Raw genomic sequence first — 25,475 nt, forward strand, 5'->3', positions numbered from 1 at the left:
TCAGGCCTCCTCGGGGTGGATGATCCGCAGGATGTGCGCGGGCCGGTCGCTCGCGCTGAGGATGACGTAGGGATCCCGGGTCCAGGTGAAGCGCTCCGAGGTCATCAGGTCCGCGACCTCGAACGGGCGGTCGGGATCCTCGAGGCCGAGCTCGGCGGGATCCAGGTGCAGGGTGGTCCAGGCGTCGCGGTCGTGCTCGGTGAGGGAGACGACGAGGATCGTGTCCGGTGCGCCGGTGCCGCTGGCGTGGGCGTCGAGATGCTTGGAGAAGACCAGCACCTGGGCATCGTCGGCCTCGTGGAAGCGGATCGCGGTCAGCGACTGCAGGGCGGGATGCTCGCGACGGATGCGGTTGAGGTCCCTCAGCAGCGGCTGCAGGCTCGTGCCCGCGGCGAGGGCACCGGTGTAATCGCGCGGCTTGTACTCGTACTTCTCGTTGTCGATCTGCTCCTGCGCGCCCGGGCGCGGCACGTCCTCGACCAGCTCGTAGCCGCTGTAGATGCCCCACGTCGGCACCAGGGTCGCCGCGAGGATCGCGCGCAGCACGAAGGCGTTGCGCCCGCCGGAGGACATGAACGGGGTGAGGATGTCATGCGTGGTGGGCCAGAAGCTGGGACGCATGTACGGCGCCGCCGCGACCAGCTCCTCGAGGTATTCGCGCAGCTCCTCGGCCGTGTGCCGCCACGTGAAGTAGGTGTAGCTCTGGTGATAGCCGACCTTGCCCAGGGTGTGCATCATCGTGGGCCGGGTGAAGGCCTCGGCGAGGAAGATGACCTCGGGGTGCTTCTCGTCGAACTCCGCCAGCAGCTCCTCCCAGAACCGCACCGGCTTGGTGTGGGGATTGTCGACCCGGAACAGCGTCACGCCCCGGGAGACCCACAGCTCCAGCACGTCCCGGATCGCCGCGTACAGACCCTCGTAGTCGGTGTCGAAGCTGAGCGGGTAGATGTCCTGGTACTTCTTCGGCGGGTTCTCCGCGTAGGCGATGGTGCCGTCGGCCCGGACCGTGAACCACTCCGGGTGCTCGCTCACCCACGGATGGTCGGGGGAGCACTGCAGGGCGAGGTCCATGGCGACCTCGAGCCCCAACTCCTGCGCGCGGCCGACGAAGGCCTCGAAGTCCTCCTCGGTGCCCAGATCGGGGTGGATCGCGTCGTGGCCCCCGTCGGCCGACCCGATCGCGTACGGGGAGCCGGGATCGCCGGGCCGCGGATCCAGGGTGTTGTTGCGGCCCTTGCGGAAGGTGGTGCCGATGGGGTGGACCGGGGTCAGGTAGGCGACGTCGAAGCCCATGTCCGCGATCCGCTCCAGCGACTTCGCGGCCGTGGCCAGGGTGCCCGAGACCCATCCGCGCTCGGGCTCGAAGCGGGCCCCCTCGGAGCGGGGGAAGAGCTCGTACCAGGAGCCGTACAGCGCGCGCCGGCGGTGGACGACCAGACGGTACGGGCCGGAGACGGTCACTCCCTCGCGCAGGGGCCGCTCGGCGAGCAGCCCGCGCAGATCCGCCGCCAGGGCGGGGGCCACGCGGGCCGATGCGGGCAGGCCCGGGGAGCGCAGGCTCTCCAGCGCCGCGCGGACCACCGGTCCGTCACCGGCGGGACGCTCGCCCGCCTCGACCTCGGCGAGCACCCGGGACAGGACCAGGGCGCCCTCGGCGCAGACCAGGTCGGGATCGATGCCCGCGGGGATCTTGACCTCCGCGGTGTGGGCCCAGGTGTCGTACGGCGCCGAGAACGCTTCGATGCGGAAGGACCAGTGCCCCGTGCGATCCGTGCGCACGGTCGTCTCCCACAGGTCGAGGCCGGGGTTGACCGACTCCATCCGCAGGCGCTGCTCCGCCCCGTCGGGGTCGGTCAGCACGGCCTGGACCCCCATCGCGTCGTGGCCCTCGCGGAAGGCGTTCGCGGAGATCGTCACCGTCTCGCCCTCGGCGCAGGAGGCCGGGAACCGCCCACCGTCGACGACGGGGCGGACGTCCATGATCGGGATCCGGCCGATGCCCGCGTCGAGGCCCGCCGGGCGCCGGTGACGAGGGATGGACTCGGTGGTCTCGGACATGGCCTCTCCTGCCTGACACCTCGGTGTCTGCGTCGGACGCGGTGACGGTCCTCACGATAGCTGTTCGCGGACCTCCCCCGGGTCGTCGGCGGTGATCCCGAGGACCACCACGCTGGCCGGCTCCACCACGACCGCGCGGTCGCGCACCGGAGCGGCGGGCAGATCGTCCTGGCGCTCGAGCGCGGTGTCCAGGAGCACGCGGGCCCGGCCCTGCGGCCACGGCGGGCCCGGCAGCTGCACGGTGGTGGCCTCCGCCTCGGCCGAGAGGATCACCAGCAGGTGCTGGGATCCCTCACGCCCGGGCACCGCAGGACGGAGCATGGACAGCAGGTGCCGGGACGGGTCCATCCATGCCGCATGGTCCAGCTCCTGCCCGTCGGCCCCGAACCATGCCACCGCTCCCGCATCCAGGGCGGCGGGATCCGCCGGGCGCAGGAAGTGGGGCGAGCGCAGCTGGGGATGCTCACCGCGCAGCGCCAGGACGCGCTTGACCGTCTCACGCAGGGGACCGGGCCTCCACGGGACCCATGAGATCTCGTTGTCCTGGCAGTAGGCATTGTTGTTGCCCTGCTGGGTGCGGCCCATCTCGTCCCCGGCCGTCAGCATCGGGGTCCCGGACGCCAGCAGCAGGGTGGCGAGCATGCCGCGGGCGGTGCGACGGCGGGACGCCTCGAGCTGGTGATCCTCGGGCCCGGCCTCTCCCTCGTGACCGTGGTTCCAGGAACGGTTGTCGGAGGTGCCGTCGCGGTTGTCCTCGCCGTTGGCCTGGTTGCGCTTGGTCTCGTACACGGTCAGATCGCGCAGGGTGAAGCCGTCGTGGGCGGTGACGTAGTTGATCGATGCCCACGGCGAACGGAGGCTGCGGCCGGGCGGCAGCTGCTCGGGGTCCTGCCCGGTCAGCAGATCGCTGGAACCGGCGAGACGGGTCGCGAGGTCGCGCACGCCGCCGATGCCGTCCTCGCCGGTGCGTGCGCGCTGGGCGCGGTCGGAGAGCCAGAAGGCCCGCACGTCGTCGCGGAAGGCGTCGTTCCATTCGGCGAACGGCACCGGGAAGCCGCCGGTCTGCCAGCCGCCGGTGCCGACGTCCCACGGCTCGGCGATCAGCTTGACCCCGCGCAGCACGGGGTCGGTGACGATCGCGCCCAGCAGGGGATGGTCGGGCCGGAAACCGCGGTCCTCGCGACCCAGCGTCGCGGCCAGGTCGAAGCGGAACCCGTCGACGTGCACCTCGCTGACCCAGTAGCGCAGCGAGGCCAGGATCAGGTCCATCACGTGCACCGAGCGCGGATCCAGGGTGCCCCCGGTGCCGGTGACGTCGACGAAGGTGCCCTGGTCCATCCAGTAGTACTCACGGTTGTCCAGCCCGCGCAGGGACAGGGCCGGCCCGTCGGCCCCGCCCTCTGCGGTGTGGTTGTAGACCACGTCGAGGATCACCTCGAGGCCCGCGGCGTGCAGGCTGCGCACCATGGTCTTGACCTCGTCGAGCACGGCCTGCGCGCCGGCGTTCTGGGCGGCGGCCGTGGCCAGCGACGGCTCCGGGGCGAAGAACGACAGCGTGGAGTAGCCCCAGTAGTTCGGCAGTCCCAGCCGGGTCAGGTGCGGCTCGTCCATCGCGGCATGGATCGGCAGCAGCTCGACGCTGGTCACGCCCAGGTCGCGCAGGTGGCCGGTGACCGCGGGGTGGCCGAGTCCGGCGTAGGTGCCGCGCTGCTCGGCCGGGACGTCGGGGTGCAGCCGGGTCAGTCCCTTCACGTGCGCCTCGTACAGCACGGTGGCGTCCCAGTCGACCAGGGGACGCAGGTCGTCCTGCCAGTCGAAGGCGTCGGAGACGACGACGGACCACACCGCGTCCTCGCCGTCGTCGATGTCGCTGGCCACCGGCGGGTCGCCGACGCGATCCAGCATCGCGTCCACCTCGAACGGGAAGAAGGAGCTCAGCAGCGGCGAGGAGTGCGACACGCCGCGGGCCCACGGGTCCAGCAGCAGCTTGCGCGGGTTGGACAGCAGGCCCGCCGCGGGATCCCACGGGCCATGGACCCGCAGCCCGTACCGCGTGCCCGGGAGCATGCCGGTGACGTGGTCCCAGCGCAGGCCACCGTCGAAGTGCCGCAGACGCACCCGGCGCTCGGCGGTGCCCTGACGGATGCACAGATCCACCGCACCGGCACGCGGAGCCGCTACGGCGAAGGTGCCGCGTCCCTGGTCGTCCACGGAGAGTCCGGGGGCGGTGGGTGCGACCGGGGGCGTGGCGCGGTCGAAACGATCTGCTAGCACCTGCGCATTCTGCCACTGCACCTTCGCCCACCGCTGCCCGCGGACGCGGCGACACCGCCGGAGCCCACTGCCGTTAGGATCGACGCGGACCAGCAGGCACAACAGGTACGCACGACGGGGGAGCCGCAGCGCATGAGCAATCCACCGAGCCAGCAGGCAGCACCAGCTGGACCTCCCGGCGCAGCCCCGGGCCCCGGCCGGCCCGGTCAGGGCGGGTCCGCTCAGGGCGGGCCGCAGCGACGGCCCGGTGACTTCGCCCCCTCCTCGTCGGCGATCCCGCCCGCCGATCTCGAGCGCAGCTCCTCGATCGTCTCCACCATCGCGAAGGTCTTCCAGTCCCGCGTGGTCGGCCAGGAGAACCTGCGGCTGACCCTGCTGACCGCCCTGGCCGCCGGCGGCCACGTGCTGCTCGAGTCCGTGCCCGGCCTGGCCAAGACGACCGCCGCCAGCGCACTGGCCTCCTCGATCACCGGGTCCTTCGCGCGCATCCAGTGCACCCCGGACCTGATGCCGAACGACATCATCGGCACCCAGATCTTCAACTACGGCTCCGGCACCTTCACCACCCAGCTGGGCCCGGTCCACGCCAACGTCGTGCTGCTGGACGAGATCAACCGCTCCAGCGCCAAGACGCAGTCGGCCATGCTCGAGGCGATGCAGGAGCGCCAGACCTCCATCGGCGGCGAGGTGTACCACCTGCCCGAACCGTTCATGGTGCTGGCGACCCAGAACCCGATCGAGGAGGAGGGCACCTACGTCCTGCCCGAGGCGCAGATGGATCGCTTCCTCATGAAGGAGATCCTGACCTACCCGCGGCCGGGCGAGGAGCACGAGATCCTCGACCGCTCGACCTCGGGCAGCCTGACCGGGCCCCGGGAGGCCCTGGGCAACGTCTCGCTGGAGGACGTGCAGTTCCTGCAGTCGATGGTCGACGCCGTCTATGTCGATCCGGCCGTGAAGCGGTACATCATCGACCTGGTCTTCACCACCCGCGGGTCCGGTCCGCGCCCGGTGCCGAACCTGACCCAGTCCGTGCGCGTCGGCGCCAGCCCCCGCGGCTCCCTCGCGCTGATGCGCGTGGGGCAGGCGCACGCGCTGCTGCAGGGGCGCGACTACGTCACCCCCGACGATGTGCGGGCCATGCGCTACGGGGTGCTGCGCCACCGGCTCGTGCTCACGTTCGACGCCCTGGCCAGCGGGGTCAAGCCCGAGCAGATCATCGACGCGGTGTTCCACGCCGTGCCGATGCCCTGAAGTCGACCCTTCCCCGACCCCTTCCCACGACACGGACGGAGCGCGCGAGAACTCGATGGCCACCTCGTTGCTGACCCGGGTCAAGGCCCGGGTCGACCTGCACACCTCGAACCGGGCGCGCGGGCTCATCCAGGGCCGCGGACGCTCCCTGTTCAAGGGCAGCGGCGAGGACTTCGACGACCTGAAGTACTACCAGCCCGGGGACAAGATCTCCGACATCGACTGGAAGGCCACCGCCCGCTCCGGTGAGCCCCTGATCCGGCAGTTCAACGAGGAGCGGGTCCGCCACCTCTCGATCGTGGCCGACACCTCTTCCGCGATGGCCGCCACCGCGGCCGACGGCACCTCCAAGCGGGAGGCGATGGTCCTCGCCGCGGGAATGATCTGCTTCCTCGCGCAGAAGAACGGGGACCTGACGGGACTGGTCGCGGGCGACGAGCGCCGCCCGATCCAGCTGCCCTCCCGGTCCAGCGACGGCCACCTCGAGCTGCTGCTGCGCAGCATCCAGCAGGGCACCACCACCGCCTCGTCGGCCCCGGACAGCGCCTGGCTGCTGGAGCGGGCCTTCCGCGTCACCAAGCATTCGACGCTGATGACGATCATCACCGACGAGGCCCGACCCTCGGTGGAGGACTTCACCCTGCTGCGGCGCCTGACCACGCGGCACGACGTGATGGTCATCCGCGTCGCCGATGCCGACCCGTTGCAGCGCACCGACCTGGACCACGACGTGGTCGACGTCGACAATCCCCGTGAGGTGGCGTCCCTGGTGCGGACCTCCAAGCGGGTCGCGCGGGACGTCGAGGCGTACCGGCGGGCGCGGCGGGACGGGATCACGGAGATGCTGGACCGGCTGCACGTCAGCCACATCCTCACCCAGGGCGAGACCACCGTGGTCGAGGACATGATCGCCATGCTCCGGGCGAGGGAGTACCGCCATGCCCGTACCTGACCTGCTGCTGGCCTCGCCGTTGCTGGCCGAGCCCGCTCCGCCGGAGATCATCGACCCGCCCCAGTACTCCGTCGCCTGGATCATCCTGGCCGTGCTGTGCCTGCTGGTGATCACGGCGCTGATCCTGGGCACCCTGAAGATCACCCGTGCCATCGAGAAGCGCATCGCTTTCCGTCGGCGCCCCAGCGACGTGGAGAACCTCAAGGCCGAGTTCCTGCGCGCCGTCAACGACATCGCGGATCGGCACGACGCCGGCGACGTGGGCGCTCGCGAAGGCCATCATGAGCTGACCGGGGTGATGCGACGCTTCGTGCGCCGCACCACGGGCCACGACGTGACCAGCCAGGACATCACCACGCTGAGAGCGGATCCCCGCACCCGCGAGGTGGGAACCCTGATCGCGGACCTGTACGAACCCGATTTCGCGATGGCCTCGGACGCCGACCTGCGTGAGTCCGTGCGCCGCGCGAGGGAGGTGATCCGGCAATGGTCATGATCTTCTGGTGGGTCACCGCCCTGCTGCTGCTGGCCGCGCTGGCGGTCTGGGCGATCACGTTCTGGAACCGACGCGCGATGCGCAAGTCTCCCGTCCTGGTCGCCAACTCGCGGTACATGGACCGCATCCCCAGCTTCGTGCGCGCCCAGCGCATGGCCCGCGCGGTGCGGGTGCTGCAGGTGAGCATCGCCGTGATCGGCGTGCTCGCCGCCTCGCTGCTGTCGGGGCGGATCGCCACCGAGCGGATCGAGACGCCCGAGTTCTCCTCGCGCGACATCGTGCTGTGCCTCGACGTCTCCGGCTCGATGTACGAGTACGACACCGAGATCCTGCAGACCTTCGCCGAGATGGTGGACAACTTCCAGGGCGAGCGGGTGGCGCTGACGATCTTCAACTCGACCAGCCGCACCGTCTTCCCGCTGACCAACGACTACGACCTGATCAAGCGCGAGCTCGAGGAGGGCGCCGAGGCGATCGACTTCGACGAGTTCGGCTATCGCCTGGGTACCCGTGACTACTCCGATGAGAAGGTCCGCCAGTACGTGGAGTTCGTCGAGGGCACCCGCGGCATCGCCGATCAGGCGTCGATCGTGCCGGACGGCCTCGCCTCCTGCGGCATGGAGTTCGACCAGGCCGAGGAGGATCGCTCGCGCTCGATCATCTTCGCGACCGACAACGAGGTCAACGGCGAGCCGATCTACACCCTCCAGGAGGCCACCGAGGCCGTCGCCGGGCGCGATATCGACCTCTACACGTTCTACCCCGGGGCGTACGAGTGCGGCCCCGAATGCTTCGAGGAGCTCAAGACGGCCACCGAGGATCAGGACGGGGAGCTGTACGAATCCTCCGATCCGGAGGCGATCCCCTCGATCATCAACGAGATCCAGAAGACGCAGGCCGAGACGATGGGGGCCTCGCCGACAGTCGTGCGCACGGACCACCCGGGCCTCGGGTTCGTGCTGACCTTCCTCTCCCTGATCGGCATCCTGGTGCTGGGCTGGAGGGCTCGCTGATGCGCCTGGAGCACCTGATCCCGCTGTGGGCGAGCATCCCGCTGTTCGGTGCGATGACGATCTTCTGCGTCGTGCTGCTGATCCGGCGCCCGCGGCAGCGCGTGGCGTGGATGCGCCGGCTGCTGATGGTCCTGCTGCTGCTGGTGGTGGCGCTGCGACCGGTGACCCCGCTGGAGAGCGAGCAGACCGAGCGCATGAATGCCAACGTGTTCTTCGTCGTCGACCGCACCGGCTCCATGAACGCCGAGGACTACAACGGGGACCAGCCGCGCCTCGAGGGCGTCAAGGCCGACATGAACCGCATCATGGGCATGACCGAGGGATCGCGGTACTCGATCATGTCCTTCGACTCGACGGCCACCCAGCAGCTGCCGCTGACCACCGACGCCGGCGCGGCTCGGGCCTGGGTGGACACGCTGACGACGGAGCCCACCGCGTACTCCAAGGGCTCCAATGTGGACCGTCCTCTCGAGCAGCTGCAGGTCGAGCTGTCCGAGACCGCGCGCGAGGACCCGGAGTCGCAGATCCTGGTGTACTTCCTCTCCGACGGGGAGAACACCGACGAGCGGGAGTCGGAGTCGTTCAGTCCGCTCGCCCAGTTCGTCGACGGCGGGGGAGTGCTCGGGTACGGCACTGCCGAGGGTGGCCCGATGAAGGCTGAGGGCGGCCCCGAGGACGGCGAGTACATCACCGATGACAGCGGTCAGCGGGGGATCTCGAAGATCGACGAGGAGCAGCTCCAGACCATCGCCGGCGAGATGGGGGTGCCGTATCTGCACCGGGATGATCCGGAGGCGCCGATCGAGGGCACAATGGACGATGTCACGCTGCGGCCGATCCCCATGGAGTCCTCCCGCGACGTGGCGAGCTTCGATGACTGGTACTGGATCGCCTCGATCCCGCTCGCAGCCCTGCTGATCTGGGAGCTGGGGGAGATGACCTACAGACTTCCGCGCAAGCTGGATCGTCACGACATCTCAGGAGCGCAGAGATGAGCACACCGATCGCGGAGAGGCCGCGCACGGAGCAGTCCGCGCCCGCGGGCCCGCCGCCTGCGCTGGCGCAGGACACCAGCGGCAGGCCGAAGGACTTCGGGCTGAACGTGCGCCGTCTCCGGCGGACGCGGATGATCGTGTTCGCGATCCTGGCGCTGCCGATCCTGCTGCTGGCCCTGTTGGCCGCGAAGTTCATCTCCATGCCGATCACGCAGGCCACCCATCTCTCCGCGTACGGGGACGAGGAGTACCCGGTGGCCATCGAGCGGCTGGCGCCGGTCGAGTTCCTGAACTGGTTCGAGCCGTATCTGCCGCACCTGTCCAAGGGGACCGTGCTGCTGCAGCAGGGCGAGGACGCCGCTGCCGAGGAGGAGCTGCGCACCGCGCTGGAGGAATGGGAGAGCTCGAGCGACCTCAACGCGCCCATGCACGCCCAGTGCAAGATCATCAACAACCTCTCGATCGCCATCGAGCGCCAGGCAGACCAGATCGAGGATCCCCAGGCCCGCGCCGATCGCCTGTACGAGGCCGAGGAGATGCTCGCCGCCTGCGGTGGTGGCGGCGGTGGCGGCGACGGCGAGGGCCAGGGCGGCCAGGGCGGCGGCTCCGGGAACGAGGAGTCCGAGACCACCGAGGAGAACGGCGAACGGGTCGAGGAGAAGCGCCGCGAGGCCGACGAGGAGGCCGGCAACGACCCCGACGAGCGCGGCTCCGAAGGAGGCAGCGAGGGCGAGGGCGAGGAGCCCGGCGGTGGCGAACCGCCGCCCCCGGGCGACCCGAGCCGGGAGGATCCCGAAGGGGACGGCCCTGAGGAGGAGGCTCCCACCGAGGGCGACGGGGAGCAGCAGGAGAAGGACGACGAGCTCGAGGAGCGCAACAAGGACGCCCAGGGCGGCGAGGGCGAGGACGAGCCCAGCGGATCGGAGCAGGATCCGGCGAAGCCATGGTGAGCGACCCCGACGAGCGCGCATACCTCGACCATGCGGCGACCACCGTGCTGCGGCCGGTCGCGCGCGACGCCTTCCTGGAGGCTTCGACGGTGCGTGGCAATCCGTCCTCGGTGCACTCCTCGGGACGCCGCGCCCGCGCTGTGCTGGACGAGGCCCTCGAGACCATCGCGGGGCTGCTCGGGGTTCCCCGCAGCTGGCTGATCATGACCTCGGGAGGCACCGAGGCCGACAACCTGGCGATCCGCTCGGTACCGCTCGGCGTGATGGCGAAGGAACCGGCTCGCACGGCCGTGGCCGTGGCTGCGACCGACCATCCCGCGGTGGTCGCCACGGCGAGATCGCTGGCGTCGCTGACGCCGCCGGTCCAGGCGCGTGTGCTCGATGTCGATGCGCGGGGCCTGCTGCGTCCGGGGTCGGTGAGCGAGACTCTGGCCGACGGCGCTGTGAGCGTGGTCAGCGCGGCGCTGGTGAACAACGAGACCGGGGCACGCCAGGACATCGCTGCGCTCGCCGCAGCGGCGCGACCGCATGGGACCCTGGTCCATACCGACGCGGTCCAGGGCGTGGGCCACGTCCAGCTGCCGTCTTTCGAGGACGTCGACCTGATGTCGCTGTCCGGTCACAAGATCGGGGCGCCCGTGGGTGTAGGGGTGCTGGTGGCGAAGCCGGAGGTGCCGTTCGGCGTCGCCAGCACCGGCGGCGGCCAGCAGCGCGGGGTGCGCTCGGGAACGCTGGACGCGGCGCAGGCCTCGGCATTCGCGGCAGCCCTGCGCGAGACCCTGGCGGAACGGGACCGAGAGGGCCGGCGCGTGCAGGCGCTGGCCGACCAGCTCCGAGCCGGCATCCGCGAGATCGATCCCAGCGCGCGGTTCACCCTGCCGGAGGACTCCCCGACGTCGCCCCATATCCTTCATGTCGTGTTCCCGGGGGCCGATTCGGATTCGCTGCTCTTCCTGCTGGATGAGCGCGGGGTGGACTCCTCGGCCGGATCGGCCTGCTCGGCGGGGGTCACTCAGGCGAGCCCCGTCCTCGCGGCGATGGGCTTCACGGGCCCCCAGACCCGCGGCGCGCTGCGGTTGTCGCTGGGATGGACCAGCACGGATCATGACATCGACGTGCTTCTCAGTGCGCTGCCGGAATCACTGGAGAAGGCCCGCGCGGTGGGAGCCCTGCTCGGCTGAGCCCTCTCGGTCGGGTCGTGAGCTCTCCCGGCTCGGTACGTCAGAACTGCGGGGACTGTCCCGGATTGCGGAGCGGGACGCGGTCCCACGTCTCGTGGCGGCGGTGGTCCCGTGTGCTGTGCCGGAGCCGAAGCTGCACGTTGTGCAGGTGGACGGCCGTGATCTCGGTGGGCGTCCCGGTGCCGCGGTGTTCCGGGCATCGGTGCGGACACCGAGACGCTCGGTCAGGACGTTCCGGCGACGCTGGCCCGTCGGCCTGCCCGGTCTGCTCGGCCTCGGCAGCGACGGCAGCAACGCCGGGGTCCTCGGTGCCACGGGTACCACCGCTGCTCAGCGGGCCGGGGCGATGGGGGAGCAGCGCCGCCAGCTCGCTCGGAGTGGGGGTGACGTCGACGGTCGAACCGTACCGGGTCCGCCACCGCACGCGATGGCGACCGTCGCCGACGGTTGAGCCCGCCGGCCGAGCGGTGAGCTGCTGGTTCTCCTTGTCGTTGCACCGCGCGCACAGTCCATTGCCGTTATCGAGACTGGTCGCGCCGTCTCTGCTGTGCGGCTGGATGTGGTCATCGTGGCGGATCTCGGCGTTGCAGAACGGACCCGAACAGGTCATCGACCGCCATCGCAGGAAGCGCGAGAGGCCGTGGGGAAACGCTCGCGCACGCGACTCGACGGCGACCAGCTCGCCACTGGTGGGATGGGTGTAGAGGCGGCGCAGCGTGGCGCGGAGCGCCGCGTCGTTCGCGCGCTGCGCACCGTCCACGTGCGCGCCGCCGGCATCCGGACCGTCGACGTCTGGATTGCCCGCGTCCGGATCGTCGACGTCTGGATCGCCCGCGTCGCTATCCGGCTCTTGAGTCGCCCGGCGTAGGGACGCGCTGACCTGTGAGACCGGTACGGCGCCGTAGCCCTCGATGAGAGCCGGCTCGGAATTCTGCGGGCAGAACAGGGCGCGATCGGTGATGATCACGCCGATGTCGAGCTTCACCGGATCGACCCCGTCGCTGCGGCCGACCAGTGCGTCCGCCGCGGTATCCGCCATGATCGCGCTGTGGCCCCGGGTGTCCCCGGCGGCGCGGAGCTTCTCGCCCTCGAGGCTGAGACGGGCACGGGCGGCGGAGGCATCGAGCGCAGTGGTCGTGATGGCCAGCGTGGCCATCCCGTTCTCGCGAGCGCGCAGGGTGACATTCCGGTGGCGCCGCGCGACCTCGTGTCGCCGCTCCTCGCCGTCGGCGTCCACGAGCTGGGTGATCGCCTCGATCTCGCGACGCCACTGTCGCTGCCCCGCGCCGGCGAGCTCGCCGAGCCGTGCCGTGAGCGCCTGATCGACCTCGCCCCTCTGCGTCGGATCCAGGGGCGCGACAGCCTGCCCGGCGGCATAGGCCTTCTCGGCGTCGATATCGCCCTCGGCCAGAGCAGACAGCACGCCTGGCAGGTTCCGGACCAGGCGCCGAGAAGCCTTCATCCGACGAGATGCCGCGGACGGCGAGATGCGCGAGACCACGGAGACTTCGCGGGTCGAGACACGATCCGTCGACTCGGACTCCTCGCCCGAACCATGGGCGTCCCGGCTCACCGCTTCCGCCAGTGCATCAGTCGCACGGATCTCCACCGCGGCGACAGCTGTCGTCAGCGACCGGAGGCGGTCCAGGAGATCGAGCAACGACTCGGCGTCGAGCGCCGAGTCGTTGCCGGGTGACAGGGAGTCGGAGCCCAGCGATCCGACCCGGCCGAGGGCATCGGTGACGCCCTCGAGGTCGTACGCTCCCACCGTCGTGGCGCCGGCGCCCGCGCGGATGACGGGCCGGCCGGCCGCATCGGCCGTCTGCTCGTGATCATCCGCGTGGTGGGTCATGGCTCCAGTATCGAACGCCAGAACGAAATAGTCAACGGTTCTGGTTCCTCGGTGCAAAAATGTGGACGAAGGTGCGGTGGGGAGGAAAGGTGGCGGTGTCCGGGTGCGCAACGACGGTGATTCCCGGGCGTCGGATCCCGCTGCGCTCTGCTGCCGCAGCCCGAGGTCGCTGGCGCGGAACCGTCCGCGAATGGCACTTGCGGAGGCGCGGCACCGTGTTCCGCTCACGGAAAAGACGTCCCTGCAACCCCGCAAAGAAGATTGTGGATAAGAGGTCAATGTGGAGGGCTCGGTATTGGCGGTGGCGTGACGTCCACAGGGGCATTGCGGTGTTGGAGATATTGCCGTGCTGGAGATATTACTGTGCTGGAGCCATTGCTGCGCCGTGCCAGGGCCCCACAGGAACGCGAGCGGTGCGCAACAGGTCGATCCACGAAAGCGGCCATCCGAATCGGCGTGCGCCGCCACCCGGCGCCGGGCACGGACCCCGCCCGGCGTAGGGCACGGGCGCCACCCGGCGCAGGGATGCGGGGCGCCGGCCACGAGGGGAGCACGAGGGGAGAGCGATCGCACGCGCGAGGCGGCTGACATCACGCTCGCCGGCCGGTCCGGGGACCTTCACGATCCGTACACTCGACAGGGTGCACAGGCGGACGGTGGCCCAGTGGAGGCGGACGGTGACCCAGGAGGTGGAGGCGGCATGAAGGTGCTGGCAGCGATGAGCGGCGGCGTCGACTCGGCAGTGGCCGCGGCCCGAGCCGCGGACGCCGGGCACGAGGTCGTCGGCGTGCACATGGCGCTGTCGAAGAACCGCGACCAGAGCCGCACCGGCTCGCGCGGGTGCTGCACCGTCGAGGACGCCTCCGATGCCCGTCGTGCGGCCGACCGCATCGGCATCCCGTATTACGTCTGGGACCTCTCCGATGACTTCCACGATCTCGTGGTCGAGGACTTCCTGTCCGAGTACGCCGCCGGCCGCACTCCCAATCCCTGCGTGCGCTGCAACGAGCGCATCAAGTTCGCCTCGCTCATGGAGCGCGCCACGCTGCTCGGCTTCGACGCCGTCTGCACCGGTCACTACGCCTCCATCCGCGCCGACGGGCCCGATGGCGCCCCCTCGCTGCACCGTTCGCGGAACATGGACAAGGACCAGTCCTACGTCCTGGCGGTCATGGGGCCCGAGGCCGTCCGCCGCTCCGTCTTCCCGCTCGGCGAGTTCGAGACGAAGGAGGAGGTGCGCGCCGAAGCCAGGGCACGCGGCCTCGGCGTCTCGACCAAGCCCGACAGCTACGACATCTGCTTCGTCGCCGACGGGGACACCCGCGGTTTCCTCGAGCGCAATCTCGGCGAGGCCCCCGGGGAGATCCTCGACGAGGCCGGCGCCGTGGTCGGCTCCCACCGCGGCACCCACGGATTCACCATCGGCCAGCGCAAGGGCCTGGGCATCGAGCATCCCGCGCCCGACGGTGCGCCGCGCTACGTCGTCGACATCGACCCCACCTCGCGCCAGGTCGTGGTCGGTGCCGCTGAGCTGCTCTCCACCCGCGAACTGATCGCCGGTGACGTGGTCTCCTTCGAGCCGCTGGAGGTGGGCCGCCGGGTCACCGCACAGATCCGCGCCCACGGTGAGGCCACCCCGGCGACGATCCTCGAGGCGCCGGCGGGCGGTCAGGACTCCAGCCTGCGCGTGCAGCTCGAGACGCCGATCCGCGGCGTGGCCCCCGGCCAGACCCTGGTGCTGTACGACGACGATCGCGTCCTCGCCGCCGCCACCCTCGAGCGCCGCGCATGAGCCACCTGGTCACCCTCACCGGGGACGGCACCTTCCGGGCACCTGCGGCCGCCGACGCCGCCCGGTACGACGTGCCCGAGGACCCTCATCTCGCGGCGCTGATGCGGATCCGGGCCCTGCTCGGTGACGATCTCGAGGAGCAGATCGCCGCCCGGCCCTACCTCCCCTCAGCGCTCGGCACCGATGACACGGATCATCTGCTGCCCGCGACCCTCGCGCTGCTCGCCGAGACCACGGGAGACCTGGTCAGCTACGGATGGCGGCTCGGTCCGGGCGTGGGCCGAGCCTGGCAGCACGCCCGGGAGCTGCGCGAGCGCACCCTCGATGCCGCCCGCGTCGCGCTGCTGGGGTACGAGGGGCCGCTGTCGACGACGGCACTGGGCCCGGCCACCCTGGCCGGCGCCACCTTCCTGCCGTCGGGGGAGCGCACCCTCGCCGACCCCGGCGCCGTGCGCGACCTGCCGATGCTGCTCGCCGAGGGCGTCACCGACCACCTCGATCTGCTCCGCGAGCGGGTGCCGGGCGCGCAGCCGCATCTGCTGCTGCGGGAGGACGCCGTGGCGGCCGTCTCCGCCGGACTCATCAGCACCCCATCGGGCCGCAGCCGGTACCCCGCCGTCCCAGCGCCCGAGATCGGTGTGCTGTGGCGCTGCCTCCTCACCGCCCTCGAGGAGGGCGGGCTGGACGCGGAGTCGGTCACGATCGGCGTCGGCGCGGACCATGGTCTCCTGCGCGCCGCTCGCGAGGCCGGCGCACGCCGGGTGGCCTTCGCGCCTCGCCAGCTGCCGTCCCTGGACACGGCCTCGGGGCGCAGGCTGTGGGAGGGCCTGGCCGAGGCGCACGATGCCGGGTGCCGCTTCGAACTCGTCGTCGACCCGCGCGCCGGCGGGAGCATGGCGCGTGAGCTCGACCAGCTGCTGGAGATCTGGCACCGGCTGGGCCATACCGACGCCGACGCCGCCGGCTTCACCCTGATCGCGCACACCGGCGCCTCGCACGACGTGCAGGCGGGGCGCATCGACCCCTCCAGCCAGCCGGAGCGGTCCACGCTGCTCGACGAACCCTCGCTCGAGGCCCTGCTGCGCGCCGCTCCCGCATGGGCGGCACGCGTCAGCTCCTGAGCGCCCCGCGCACGCAGCACGATCGGTCAAGTTCGGGCCGGTCATGATCACGATCCGTGGAGAACGGGGTGATCTCCCCGCCTAGGCTGGCGTCGGACGCCATAGCCGCGCGCATCGATCTGCACTGACGCACCCGCAACGACGTGGACAGCATCGACGACGCGGCCCGGCACTGCCCGACGATTCCGATGGAGGACGAGCCATGCGCACGAGCACCCAGGTGCAGCGGGTCGAGCTGGACGGGAACGGTGTGCTCCGTGTGGTCACCGAAGGCGTCGAGATCCGGCTGCTCATGATGACCTCGGACATCGTGCGGATCCGCGCGGGCTTCGACGGGGACTTCGCCGAGCAGTCCTACAGCCTCACCACCACCGCCTGGCAGGACCGCCTCGATCCGGTGCTGGGGGAGGAGCGCACGCGCATCGCCCCGGTCCCCGTGCAGCTGGAGGAGACGGACGAGACGGCCGTGCTCATCGGCCCCCGGCTGCGCGTCGAGGTGCGCCGCTCCCCGCTGGAGATCCGCGTGCTGGACGCCGACGGCAGCGTGCTGCACGCCGATGTGCCCTACATCGCCTACCGCGAGGACACCAACCACCGCCGGATCCACACCACCCGGCTCGAACCGGGCGACGCCTTCGTCGGCTTCGGCGAGACCACGGGCGAGCTCGACAAGGCCAAGCAGCTGGTCTCCCTCAGCCCGCGCGACAGCCTCGGCTACGACGCCCGACGCAGCGCACCGCTGTACAAGCACATCCCGTTCTACCTCAAGGTCAATCGCGATTCCCGCCAGGCGGTCGGGTACTTCTACCACGGCACCCGCGACGTCTCCTTCGACCTGGGCCGCTCGCACAGCAACTACTTCCCCCACCACACCCAGATGATCGCCGACGGCGGCGACGTCGATCTGTTCCTCATCGCCGGCCCGCAGGTTCGGGACGTCGTGGCCCGGTACACCGAGCTCACCGGACGTCCGCCCGTGCTGCCCCGCCAGGCACTGGGCTATCTCGCCTCTTCCATGTACTACGCCGAGCTGACCTCCGGCAGCGACCGGGCCATCACCCGGTTCGTCGATCTCGCCGGTGAGCACGGGATCCCGGTGGACGGCTTCCAGCTCTCCAGCGGCTACACCACCCAGCAGACGGCCGACGGCGCCAAGCGCTGCGTGTTCACCTGGAACCAGGAGCGGTTCCCCGATCCCGCTGGCTTCTTCTCCGCCATGGACGAGCGCGGCGTCGTCGTCTCCCCGAACGTGAAGCCCGGCGTGCTCACGGTCCACCCGCGGCGCGCCGAGTTCGCCGAGCGCGGCGTGTTCGTCGGGGCCAGCGACGACGCCCTGGACCAGGCCGCGACCACCGCCCCCGCGCTGTCCGTGACCGGCGGGGGAGAGGCGGACCCCGACGCCCCGCGCCCGCCCGCCGTCGGCGCCTGGTGGGGCGGACCGGGACACTTCGTCGACTTCACCTCCCCGCGAGCCCGGGACGTCTGGAAGCAGTGGCTGACCGAGTCCGTGCTCGCGAAGGGCACCGCCTCGGTCTGGAACGACAACTGCGAGTACGAAGGCGTGCTCGACATGGACTCCGAGGTCGACGGGGACGGCGCCCCGAGCACACTCGCCGAGGTGCGCAACGTGATGCCCAACCTCATGTGCCGCGTCACCCAGGACGCCATCACCGAGGCCCACCCCGACCAGCGCCCCTACATCGTCTGCCGCGCCGGGCACGCCGGGATCCAGCGCTACGCCCAGACCTGGGCCGGGGACAACTCGACCTCCTGGGAGACCCTGCGCGCCAACATCGCCACCATCCTGGGCATGAGCCTGTCCGGCGTCGCCAACCAGGGGTGCGACATCGGTGGTTTCCACGGGCCCCGGCCCGAGCCGGAGCTGCTGCTGCGCTGGGTCCAGCACGGCATCTTCCAGCCCCGCTTCTCCATCCACTCCGTGAACTCCGACAACACCGTCACCGAGCCGTGGATGTACCCCGAGACCACCGGGCCGATCCGCGAGGCGATCAACCTGCGCTACCGGCTGATGCCCTACCTGTACTCGCTGATGGTCCGCGCCTCCCGCGAGGGAGCTCCGATCATGGAGCCGCTGATCAGCGCGTTCCAGCACGACGTCGAGGGCTACGACACCACCGACACCTTCATGCTGGGCGACTCCCTCCTGGTGGCCACGGTGCTCGAGAAGGGCGCCACCACCCGCACGGTCCGCTTCCCGGCCGACGAGGCGTTCTACGACCTCGCCACGCGGACGCGGCACGAGGGAGGCACGACGGTCACGGAGCCGGTGGGCTGGGACTCGATCCCGCTGTACATCCGCGCCGGCGGCATCATCCCGATCGCCGTCGAGCAGCCGACCTCGCTGGTGCGCGACGAGATCCGGACCCTGCGGCTGATCTGCGCCCCCGAGCGGGACGGACGGTTCGTCCTGCACGAGGACGACGGCCGCACCCGAGCGCACGAACGCGGCCAGCGCCGCGAGAGCGTCGTGACCATGACCTCCGGCTCCACCGTGCGCATCACCCTCGAGCGCTCCGGCCCCTACCGCAGCGCCGTGCAGGCGTTCCGGTTCGACGTCATCCATCCCGAGCGCGCCCCGCTGCACGTCCGGGCGAACGGACGGAGCCTCGAGCACCGTCCGGAGGCCGCCGACTTCCAGGGCCACGACAGCGGCTGGTACTACGACGCCGCGCTCGGATCGGTCCAGATCGCACTGCCCGACGACGGGGACGATCTCGACCTCGAGATCTCCTTCGAGACCTTCGACATGATCGGAATGTGAGGCCATGACGACCCACCGCCACGATCCCGCGACGCCGCGCCTCGGACGGCGCGCCCTGCTGCTGGGCGCGCCGCTGGCCCTGGCAAGCTGCAGCGCTCGCAGCACGCAGCTGACCAGCGCGGCCGCGAACAGCAGCCGGCCGCTGGTGCTGCGCCTGGCCCACAACCTCAATGACCAGCACCCCACCTCGGTGGCGATCGCCGCATTCGCCGATGCCGTGGCCGAGCGCAGCCAGGGCCGCATCCGGGTCGACATCTACGCCAACGGTCAGCTGGGCTCCGAGACCGCCGTGCTCGGCCAGCTCACCCAGGGCATCGTCGACATCACCCGCGTCGCGAGCCCCGGCCTGGCCGGCTACCACGCCGGCTACCACACCTTCGGCCTGCCCTACGTGTTCGACTCCGAGGAGCAGATGCACGCCGTGATGGATTCCGAGCAGATGGCGGAGTTCTACCGCTCCACCCTGGACCGCGGATTCGTGGGCCTGACCCACTACTCCTCCGGAGCGCGCTCCTTCTACACCCGCGCGAGCCCGGTGCGCAGCCCCCAGGACGTGGTGGGGCTGAAGATCCGGGTCCAGGACATGCGCTCCCAGACCGATCTCATGGAGCAGCTGGACGCCGCACCGGTGGTGATGGCCTTCGGTGACACCTACACCGCGCTGCAGACGGGCCTGATCGACGGGGCCGAGAGCAACGAGACGGTCCTGACCGACAGCGCCCACGGCGAGGTCGCCAAGGTCTTCTCGCGCACCGAGCACACGCGCATCCCCGACCTGATGCTCATCAGCTCCGACGCCTGGGAACGGCTCGAGAGCGGGGATCAGGACCTCATCGTCGAGGCGGCCCGACAGTCCTCGCAGGACCACCGGATCGCCTGGGCCGAGGCCATCGAGACCGCGGAGGCCGACGCGCGGGACATGGGCGTCGAGTTCGTCGACGACGTCGAGACCGACGCGTTCCGCGAGGCCACCCGGCCTGTGGTCGACCGGTTCGCCGAGGAGTATCCCGAGGTCGCGGAGCTGCTGGAGACCATCGAACAGGTCAGTGAGGAGTCACGCGCATGAACGCCTCCGCCGACACCGTCCATCGCCTCCGCCGGGTGCTCGCCGGCACTCTGCTGTGGTTCGCCGTCGCCCTGCTGGTGCTGATGACGGCCCTGGTGCTGTACCAGGTCTTCACCCGGTACGTGCTCGGCAGCCCCGTCGCCTTCACCGAGGAACTGGTCCGCTACGCGCTGATCTGGGTCTCCTTCGTCGGCGCGACCTATGCCTTCCTCCAGCGCGAGCACATGGCGCTGACCATCGTGCGCGACCGGCTCCCCGTCCGCGCCCGGCGCGGACTCGTCCTGGCCATCGACCTGCTGATCCTCGCGCTCGCCGTGCTCGTCCTCGGCATCGGCGGCGCGATGCTCGCCTGGGATTCGCGGGAGAACATCTCCGCCCTGCTGGGCATCTCCCGTGGCCTCGTCTACCTCATCGGCCCGATCACCGGGGCGGCCATCGCCCTGGCACAGGTGCTGAACATCCTCGACCTCGTCCGCACCCCGCTCGAGGCGACCGCCCCGAAGGAGGCCGAGTGATGGACCCGCTGCTCGCAGCCCTCGCCCTGTTCGGCACCTTCGTGGTGCTGCTGGCCCTCGGTGTGCCGATCTCCGTCGGCATCATCGTCTCCGCCTTCGTCACCGCCCTGCTGATGCTGCCCTGGGCGGACACCACCTTCGTCGTCGGCCAGCAGATGAGCATGGGCGTGGAGAGCTTCTCGCTGCTCGCCGTGCCCCTGTTCATCCTCGCCGGCAACATCATGAACAACGGCGGCATCGCCCAGCGGCTGGTGGACCTGGCCCTGGTGATCTCCGGCCGCGTCCCCGGGTCCCTGGCCCACACCAACGTGCTGGCCAACATGCTGTTCGGCTCCCTGTCGGGATCCGCCGTGGCCTCGGCCGCCGCGATCGGCGGAACCCTGCACGAGCGCCAGCGGACGGAGGGGTACGACCCCGCCTACTCGGCGTCGGTGAACATCGCCTCGGCCTCCGTGGGCCTGCTGATCCCGCCGACGACGGCCGCGATCGTCTACTCCACGGTCGCCGGCGGGGTGAGCGTCTCGGCGCTGTTCATGGCCGGCTACGTGCCGGGCATCCTGATGGGCCTGGTGGTCATGCTGATCGCGTTCGTCGTCGCCCGCCGCCGCGGCTACCGCAGCAGCGAGCGCGTGGGCCTGCGCCAGGGGCTGACCGTGCTCGGTCGCGCCATTCCCTCGCTGCTGCTGGTGGTCGTGGTCGTCGGCGGCATCGTCGCCGGCATCTTCACCGCGACCGAGGGCGCGGCGGTCGCGGTCGTGTACTGCCTGGTGCTCTCGCTGATCTACCGCTCCCTGGACAGCACGGCGCTGACGCAGATCGCGGTGCGGACGGTGAGCTCGACCGGCGTGGTGATGCTGCTGATCGCCGCGTCCTCCGCGATGGCATGGGTGATGGCCTTCACCGGCATCCCCTCGGCGATCACCGACGCGCTGGTATCGACCACCGACTCGCGCGTGGCGATCCTCGCCCTGATGCTCGTGATCATGCTGGTCGTGGGAACGTTCCTGGACATCACGCCCGCGATCCTGATCTTCACCCCCATCTTCCTGCCCATCGCCACCGAGCTGGGGATGGATCCTGTCCACTTCGGCATGGTGCTGATCCTGGCCATGTGCATCGGCACCATGACCCCACCGGTGGGCTCGGTGCTGTTCGTGGCCACCGGTGTCGCGGGCGTGCGGATCGAGGACGTCGTCCCGCGGCTGCTGCCCTACTTCGCCGGATTGGTGGTGCTCCTGCTGCTGATCACCTACGTCCCCGCGCTCTCGCTCGGGATCCCGGGCATGCTGGGGCTGCTGGAGTAGGCACCCCGGGGAAGGGATCGATCGATGCAGGACGTGGCCGGTGAGCTCATGGCGGGCGGGAGAGCGGTCGCCGTCGCCCGCGTCCACGGGGTCGACGACAACATGGCGCGTCCGCACCGCCATGACTTCCTGGAGGTCTACGTCCTGGAGGAGGGCCGGCGCGAGCACGTCTCCGGCGGCCACGTGCACCGGATCTCCGCGCCCGAGGCGATCACCTTCCCACCCGGTGACGAGCACTTCTCCTACAGCCCACCGGGAGTGCCCTTCCGGCGCGTGGTGGTCTATGCGCGCCCGGACGCCGTGCTGTACGGGCACGTGCGCGAGGCACTCGGCTGCGATGCCCGGGTGTTCCGGCCGACGGCGTCGGGCCTGGCCTCGGTGCGCGGGATCGTCGACCAAATGCTGCATACGCAGGAGACGCTGGGGGAGAGCTCGCAGGACGAGCTGAGACTGCTGCTGACCCAGCTGCTGCTGGTACTGCTGCGGCAGGAGGAGGTCGATGCCGCCACCGCCGCCCGCGAGACCCGCGTCGCGCGAGTCATCCGGCACCTGCACGGGCACTACACCGAGCACATCGAGCTCGGGGAGCTCGCCGAGAGGTTCTTCGTCAGCCGCCATCACCTCTCACGGGAGTTCCGGCGGCACACCGGCACCACGGTCATCTCCTACGTCAACGATCTGCGCGTCGACCAGGCGCGCCGACTCCTGCAGGAGACCGAGCTGCCCGTCGGGCGGATCGCCGCCGACGTCGGCTTCGCCACCGTCACCCACTTCAACCGCGTCTTCCGGGAGCGGACCGGCTCGACGCCGCGGGCGGTGCGGAGCACGCGGCCGGCGCCGTGAGGTCGCGGGCCATGAGCACGCGGGTCCCCAGCCGCGTCAGCCCCAGCTCCTCCTCCGTGCGGGCCAGGCCGCGATGGAAGTCGGAGTCGATCGGCCCGACCACTCGGAAGCCGCACGCCGCGTAGAACGGCCGGTTCCACGGCACCTCCGCGAATGTGCGCAGGGTGAGCCGCGTGCCTCCGCGGGACGCGGCCTCGGCTGCCGCGGCCTCCACCAGTGCCCTGCCGTGTCCGCGACGCAGATGCTCGGGCAGCACGGCGAGCTGCTCGAGGTGGACGAGCCCTGCCGGCCCGGTCGGCTCGAGGACATGGACGAAGCCGACCGCCGGGGAGCCCTCGGACTCGGCCGCGACCAGGAGGAACCCGGGCTCAGCAGCCCGCGCGTCGCCGGCGGTCGCCGACTCCGCGCCGAACGGCTCGGGACCCAGCAGCGGCTCGAAGAGCCCGTCGGCCGCGGATTCGATGCCCTCCACAGCGGCGAGGTCCTCCTCCGTGGCCAGGCGGATGCTGCGCGCGATGCTCATGGCACGGATCCTAGGGGCGGCCGCGGGGCTCGCACCTGCGGATGTCATGGCGATGAGCAAGAATGGTGGGGTGAGCCAGCCACAGGACCCGCAGGACAGCCAGGATCGGGACGCCCCGCCCCAGGAGCGCAGCTCGGCCGAGGGCGCGCAGGCGCGCATCGCCGAGCTGACCGCCCAGGTCGAGCAGGCGATCGAGGATTACTACGTCCACGACGCACCGACCATGGCCGACGCCGAGTACGACCAGCTCGAGCAGGAGCTGCGTGATCTCGAGGCGGAGAACCCGCAGCTGGTCAAGGCCGACTCGCCCACCCAGACCGTCCACGGGGCGGTCGCTCCCGGCTTCGCGCCCGTCGAGCACATCGAGCGGATGATGAGCCTGGACAACGCGTTCACCCTCGAGGAGATCGACACCTGGGCCCACCGCGCCGCCGAGGGCCTGGGCGCAGGAGCTGCCGAGGTCCGCTACCTCACCGAGCTCAAGATCGACGGTCTGGCCATCTCGCTGGTCTACGAGGACGGCGAGCTCGTGCGTGCCGTGACCCGTGGCGACGGGCGCGTGGGGGAGGACGTCACCGCCAACGTGCGCACCATCGACTCGATCCCCGAACGGCTGGAGACCGACGCGCCGCCGGCGGTGCTCGAGGTGCGCGGTGAGGTCTTCTATCCCACCTCGGAGTTCGAGGCGCTGAACGATCAGCGGCGCGAGGCCGGACTGGCGGAGTTCGCCAACCCTCGCAACACCGCGGCCGGTTCCCTGCGCCAGAAGGACGTCGCGGTGACCGCCTCCCGCGCCCTGGCGGTGTACGTCCACGGGATCGGCGCCCACGAGGGGATGACGCTGACCTCGCAGTCCGAGGTGTACGAGACGCTGCAGGGATGGGGCCTTCCCACGTCCCCGCACACCCGGGTGCTGGAGAGCCTTCCGGAGGTGCGCGAGTTCATCGCCCACCACGGCGAGCACCGCCACGACGTCGAGCACGAGATCGACGGCATCGTGGTCAAGATCGATTCCTTCGCCCAGCAGCGCGCGCTCGGATCGACCTCGCGTGCCCCGCGCTGGGCGATCGCGTTCAAGTATCCGCCCGAGGAGGTCACCACCAAGCTCCTGGACATCCAGGTCAACGTGGGGCGCACCGGCCGCGTGACCCCCTTCGGCGTCATGGAGCCGGTCAAGGTCGCCGGCTCCACCGTGGAGATGGCCACGCTGCACAACCAGTTCGAGGTCGAGCGCAAGGGCGTCCTCATCGGGGACACCGTCGTGCTGCGCAAGGCCGGTGACGTGATCCCCGAGATCCTCGGACCGGTGGAGAAGCTGCGCGACGGCAGCGAACGGCCGTTCGAGATGCCGTCCCGGTGCCCGTCGTGCGGCACCGCGATCGGCCCGGATCGCGAGGGGGAGAAGGACTGGCGCTGCCCCAATGCGAAGGACTGTCCCGCGCAGGTGACCGGCAGGGTCGAGCATGCCGCCTCCCGCGGCGCCTTCGACATCGAGTCGCTGGGTGAGGAGAGCGCGATCGCCCTGACCGATCCCGACAAGCGTCGTCCCGAGGCTCTCGCCGCTCTGCGCGCCGGCCACCGCATCCATCTGCCGATCCGGGAACCCTCCGACGCGGAGCAGGAGAACTTCGCCGTCCTCAAGAACGGCGTGATCACCGACGGGACCGACGGGGTGCCGGTGCTCGCCGTCACGGACCTCGAGGACCCGTTGCTGCCCGGCCTGCAGGAACCGGCGGTGACCATCGGTGACAACCTCTTCGACCTCACCGCGGAGTCCCTGCGCGAGGTCTTCGTCTGGCAGCCGGAGCGGCGCGACGGGGAGCCCACGGGCGACTGGCGCATCCAGCCCGTCTTCTGGTCGCGGCCGGCGCTGAAGTACTACAAGCGCGAGGGCGCCTGGAAGCTGCAGAAGGCTCCGACGGTGCTGAAGAACACCGAATTGCTGGTCAGCGAGCTGGAGAAGGCGAAGGAGCAGCCGCTGTGGCGGGTGCTGGTGGCCCTGTCGATCCGGCACGTGGGGCCGACGGCCGCGCGATCGCTGGCCACCGCGTACGGGTCGATGTCGACGATCCGTGAGGCGAGCGTCGAGCAGCTCTCGGACACCGACGGCGTCGGCCCGATCATCGCCGAGGCCGTGACCGACTGGTTCTCGGTGCCGTGGCACTGCCAGCTGGTCGACGGCTGGGCCGCGTCCGGCGTGCGGATGGTCGACGAGGTCGAGGAAGGCTTCGTCAGGACCCTGGAAGGGGTGACCGTGGTGGTCACCGGCGGGCTCGAGCGGTTCACCCGGGACGGCGCCAAGGAGGCGATCATCGCCCGGGGCGGCAAGGCCTCCGGCTCGGTCTCGAAGAAGACGGACTTCGTCGTGGTCGGGGAGAACGCCGGGTCCAAGGCGGACAAGGCGGAGGAGCTCGGTCTGCGGATCCTGGACGAGGACGGATTCGTCGCCCTGCTCGAGGGCGGCCCCGACGCTCTCGACTGACCCGGGGCTCCGGTGATCCGGG

At 70.7% G+C, this 25,475-nt stretch carries 19 protein-coding genes; 15 read left to right on the top strand and 4 right to left on the bottom strand.

Going from position 1 to position 25,475, the window contains the following annotated elements; all coding sequences use genetic code 11:
* Together ACFQRD_RS15740 and glgX are read right to left on the bottom strand one after the other, a co-directional pair.
* Nucleotides 1-2,058, bottom strand: a complete 2,058-nt coding sequence (locus ACFQRD_RS15740; RefSeq protein ID WP_377804748.1) for a maltotransferase domain-containing protein — start codon at nt 2,056-2,058, stop codon at nt 1-3.
* Between the two features lie 51 nt (nt 2,059-2,109).
* Entirely contained in the window at nt 2,110-4,332 is a 2,223-nt protein-coding gene (glgX, locus tag ACFQRD_RS15745) for a glycogen debranching protein GlgX (RefSeq protein ID WP_377019794.1), read from the bottom strand.
* Nucleotides 4,333-4,464: 132 nt separating this feature from the next.
* Here glgX and ACFQRD_RS15750 point away from each other — a divergent pair, with 132 nt between their 5' ends.
* The 7 genes from ACFQRD_RS15750 to ACFQRD_RS15780 are packed head-to-tail and all read left to right on the top strand — an operon-like array spanning nt 4,465 to nt 11,173.
* Nucleotides 4,465-5,586: an AAA family ATPase gene (locus tag ACFQRD_RS15750; protein ID WP_377019795.1), complete on the top strand. Its 1,122-nt coding sequence runs from the start codon at nt 4,465-4,467 to the stop codon at nt 5,584-5,586.
* Nucleotides 5,587-5,641: 55 nt separating this feature from the next.
* Nucleotides 5,642-6,538, top strand: a complete 897-nt coding sequence (locus tag ACFQRD_RS15755) for a DUF58 domain-containing protein (RefSeq protein WP_377019796.1) — start codon at nt 5,642-5,644, stop codon at nt 6,536-6,538.
* On the top strand, nt 6,525-7,034 hold the full coding sequence (locus tag ACFQRD_RS15760; protein WP_377019797.1) for a hypothetical protein: 510 nt from the start codon (nt 6,525-6,527) through the stop codon (nt 7,032-7,034). Before ACFQRD_RS15755 ends, ACFQRD_RS15760 begins: the two co-directional genes overlap by 14 nt.
* The gene (locus ACFQRD_RS15765; RefSeq protein WP_377019798.1) at nt 7,025-8,047 is read left to right on the top strand and encodes a VWA domain-containing protein; all 1,023 of its coding nucleotides are present in this window, start codon (nt 7,025-7,027) and stop codon (nt 8,045-8,047) included. Before ACFQRD_RS15760 ends, ACFQRD_RS15765 begins: the two co-directional genes overlap by 10 nt.
* Nucleotides 8,047-9,042: a VWA domain-containing protein gene (locus ACFQRD_RS15770; protein WP_377019799.1), complete on the top strand. Its 996-nt coding sequence runs from the start codon at nt 8,047-8,049 to the stop codon at nt 9,040-9,042. Before ACFQRD_RS15765 ends, ACFQRD_RS15770 begins: the two co-directional genes overlap by 1 nt.
* Nucleotides 9,039-9,992 carry a hypothetical protein gene (locus ACFQRD_RS15775; RefSeq protein WP_377019800.1) on the top strand — a complete coding sequence of 318 codons (954 nt, stop codon included), beginning with the start codon at nt 9,039-9,041 and terminating at the stop codon, nt 9,990-9,992. The genes ACFQRD_RS15770 and ACFQRD_RS15775 overlap by 4 nt, the downstream gene beginning before the upstream one ends.
* Nucleotides 9,986-11,173, top strand: coding sequence for a cysteine desulfurase family protein (locus tag ACFQRD_RS15780; protein ID WP_377019801.1), 1,188 nt, complete (start codon nt 9,986-9,988; stop codon nt 11,171-11,173). The genes ACFQRD_RS15775 and ACFQRD_RS15780 overlap by 7 nt, the downstream gene beginning before the upstream one ends.
* Nucleotides 11,174-11,213: 40 nt before the next feature.
* Here ACFQRD_RS15780 and ACFQRD_RS15785 read toward each other — a convergent pair whose 3' ends face one another.
* Nucleotides 11,214-13,493, bottom strand: a complete 2,280-nt coding sequence (locus tag ACFQRD_RS15785; RefSeq protein WP_377019802.1) for a DUF222 domain-containing protein — start codon at nt 13,491-13,493, stop codon at nt 11,214-11,216.
* 232 nt (nt 13,494-13,725) lie between these two features.
* On the opposite strand from ACFQRD_RS15785, the gene mnmA reads away from it, so the two are divergent.
* The 7 genes from mnmA to ACFQRD_RS15820 all read left to right on the top strand — a co-directional run bounded on the left by mnmA (nt 13,726) and on the right by ACFQRD_RS15820 (nt 22,448).
* Nucleotides 13,726-14,817 (top strand): tRNA 2-thiouridine(34) synthase MnmA, encoded by a 1,092-nt coding sequence (gene mnmA, locus ACFQRD_RS15790; protein ID WP_377019803.1) that lies wholly within the window; start codon nt 13,726-13,728, stop codon nt 14,815-14,817.
* A complete protein-coding gene (locus ACFQRD_RS15795; RefSeq protein ID WP_377019804.1) occupies nt 14,814-15,938 on the top strand; it encodes a hypothetical protein in 1,125 nt (374 codons plus the stop codon). The genes mnmA and ACFQRD_RS15795 overlap by 4 nt, the downstream gene beginning before the upstream one ends.
* 202 nt (nt 15,939-16,140) lie before the next feature.
* A complete protein-coding gene (locus tag ACFQRD_RS15800; RefSeq protein ID WP_377019805.1) occupies nt 16,141-18,720 on the top strand; it encodes a TIM-barrel domain-containing protein in 2,580 nt (859 codons plus the stop codon).
* 4 nt (nt 18,721-18,724) lie between these two features.
* Nucleotides 18,725-19,786 carry a TRAP transporter substrate-binding protein gene (locus ACFQRD_RS15805; RefSeq protein WP_377019806.1) on the top strand — a complete coding sequence of 354 codons (1,062 nt, stop codon included), beginning with the start codon at nt 18,725-18,727 and terminating at the stop codon, nt 19,784-19,786.
* A complete protein-coding gene (locus ACFQRD_RS15810; protein WP_377019807.1) occupies nt 19,783-20,301 on the top strand; it encodes a TRAP transporter small permease in 519 nt (172 codons plus the stop codon). The genes ACFQRD_RS15805 and ACFQRD_RS15810 overlap by 4 nt, the downstream gene beginning before the upstream one ends.
* On the top strand, nt 20,301-21,605 hold the full coding sequence (locus tag ACFQRD_RS15815; RefSeq protein ID WP_377019808.1) for a TRAP transporter large permease: 1,305 nt from the start codon (nt 20,301-20,303) through the stop codon (nt 21,603-21,605). Before ACFQRD_RS15810 ends, ACFQRD_RS15815 begins: the two co-directional genes overlap by 1 nt.
* Nucleotides 21,606-21,629: 24 nt before the next feature.
* A complete protein-coding gene (locus tag ACFQRD_RS15820) occupies nt 21,630-22,448 on the top strand; it encodes a helix-turn-helix domain-containing protein (RefSeq protein ID WP_377019809.1) in 819 nt (272 codons plus the stop codon).
* On the opposite strand, the gene ACFQRD_RS15825 is transcribed toward ACFQRD_RS15820, so the two are convergent.
* Nucleotides 22,378-22,971, bottom strand: a complete 594-nt coding sequence (locus ACFQRD_RS15825; RefSeq protein ID WP_377019810.1) for a GNAT family N-acetyltransferase — start codon at nt 22,969-22,971, stop codon at nt 22,378-22,380. The genes ACFQRD_RS15820 and ACFQRD_RS15825 overlap by 71 nt on opposite strands.
* A 70-nt stretch (nt 22,972-23,041) precedes the next feature.
* Between ACFQRD_RS15825 and ligA the strand changes: the two genes are divergently transcribed.
* The gene (gene ligA, locus ACFQRD_RS15830; RefSeq protein ID WP_377804749.1) at nt 23,042-25,453 is read left to right on the top strand and encodes an NAD-dependent DNA ligase LigA; all 2,412 of its coding nucleotides are present in this window, start codon (nt 23,042-23,044) and stop codon (nt 25,451-25,453) included.
* Nucleotides 25,454-25,475 lie beyond the last annotated feature (22 nt).

The organism is Brachybacterium sp. GCM10030268 (assembly GCF_042666305.1).
In the GTDB taxonomy this organism is placed as follows: domain Bacteria; phylum Actinomycetota; class Actinomycetes; order Actinomycetales; family Dermabacteraceae; genus Brachybacterium.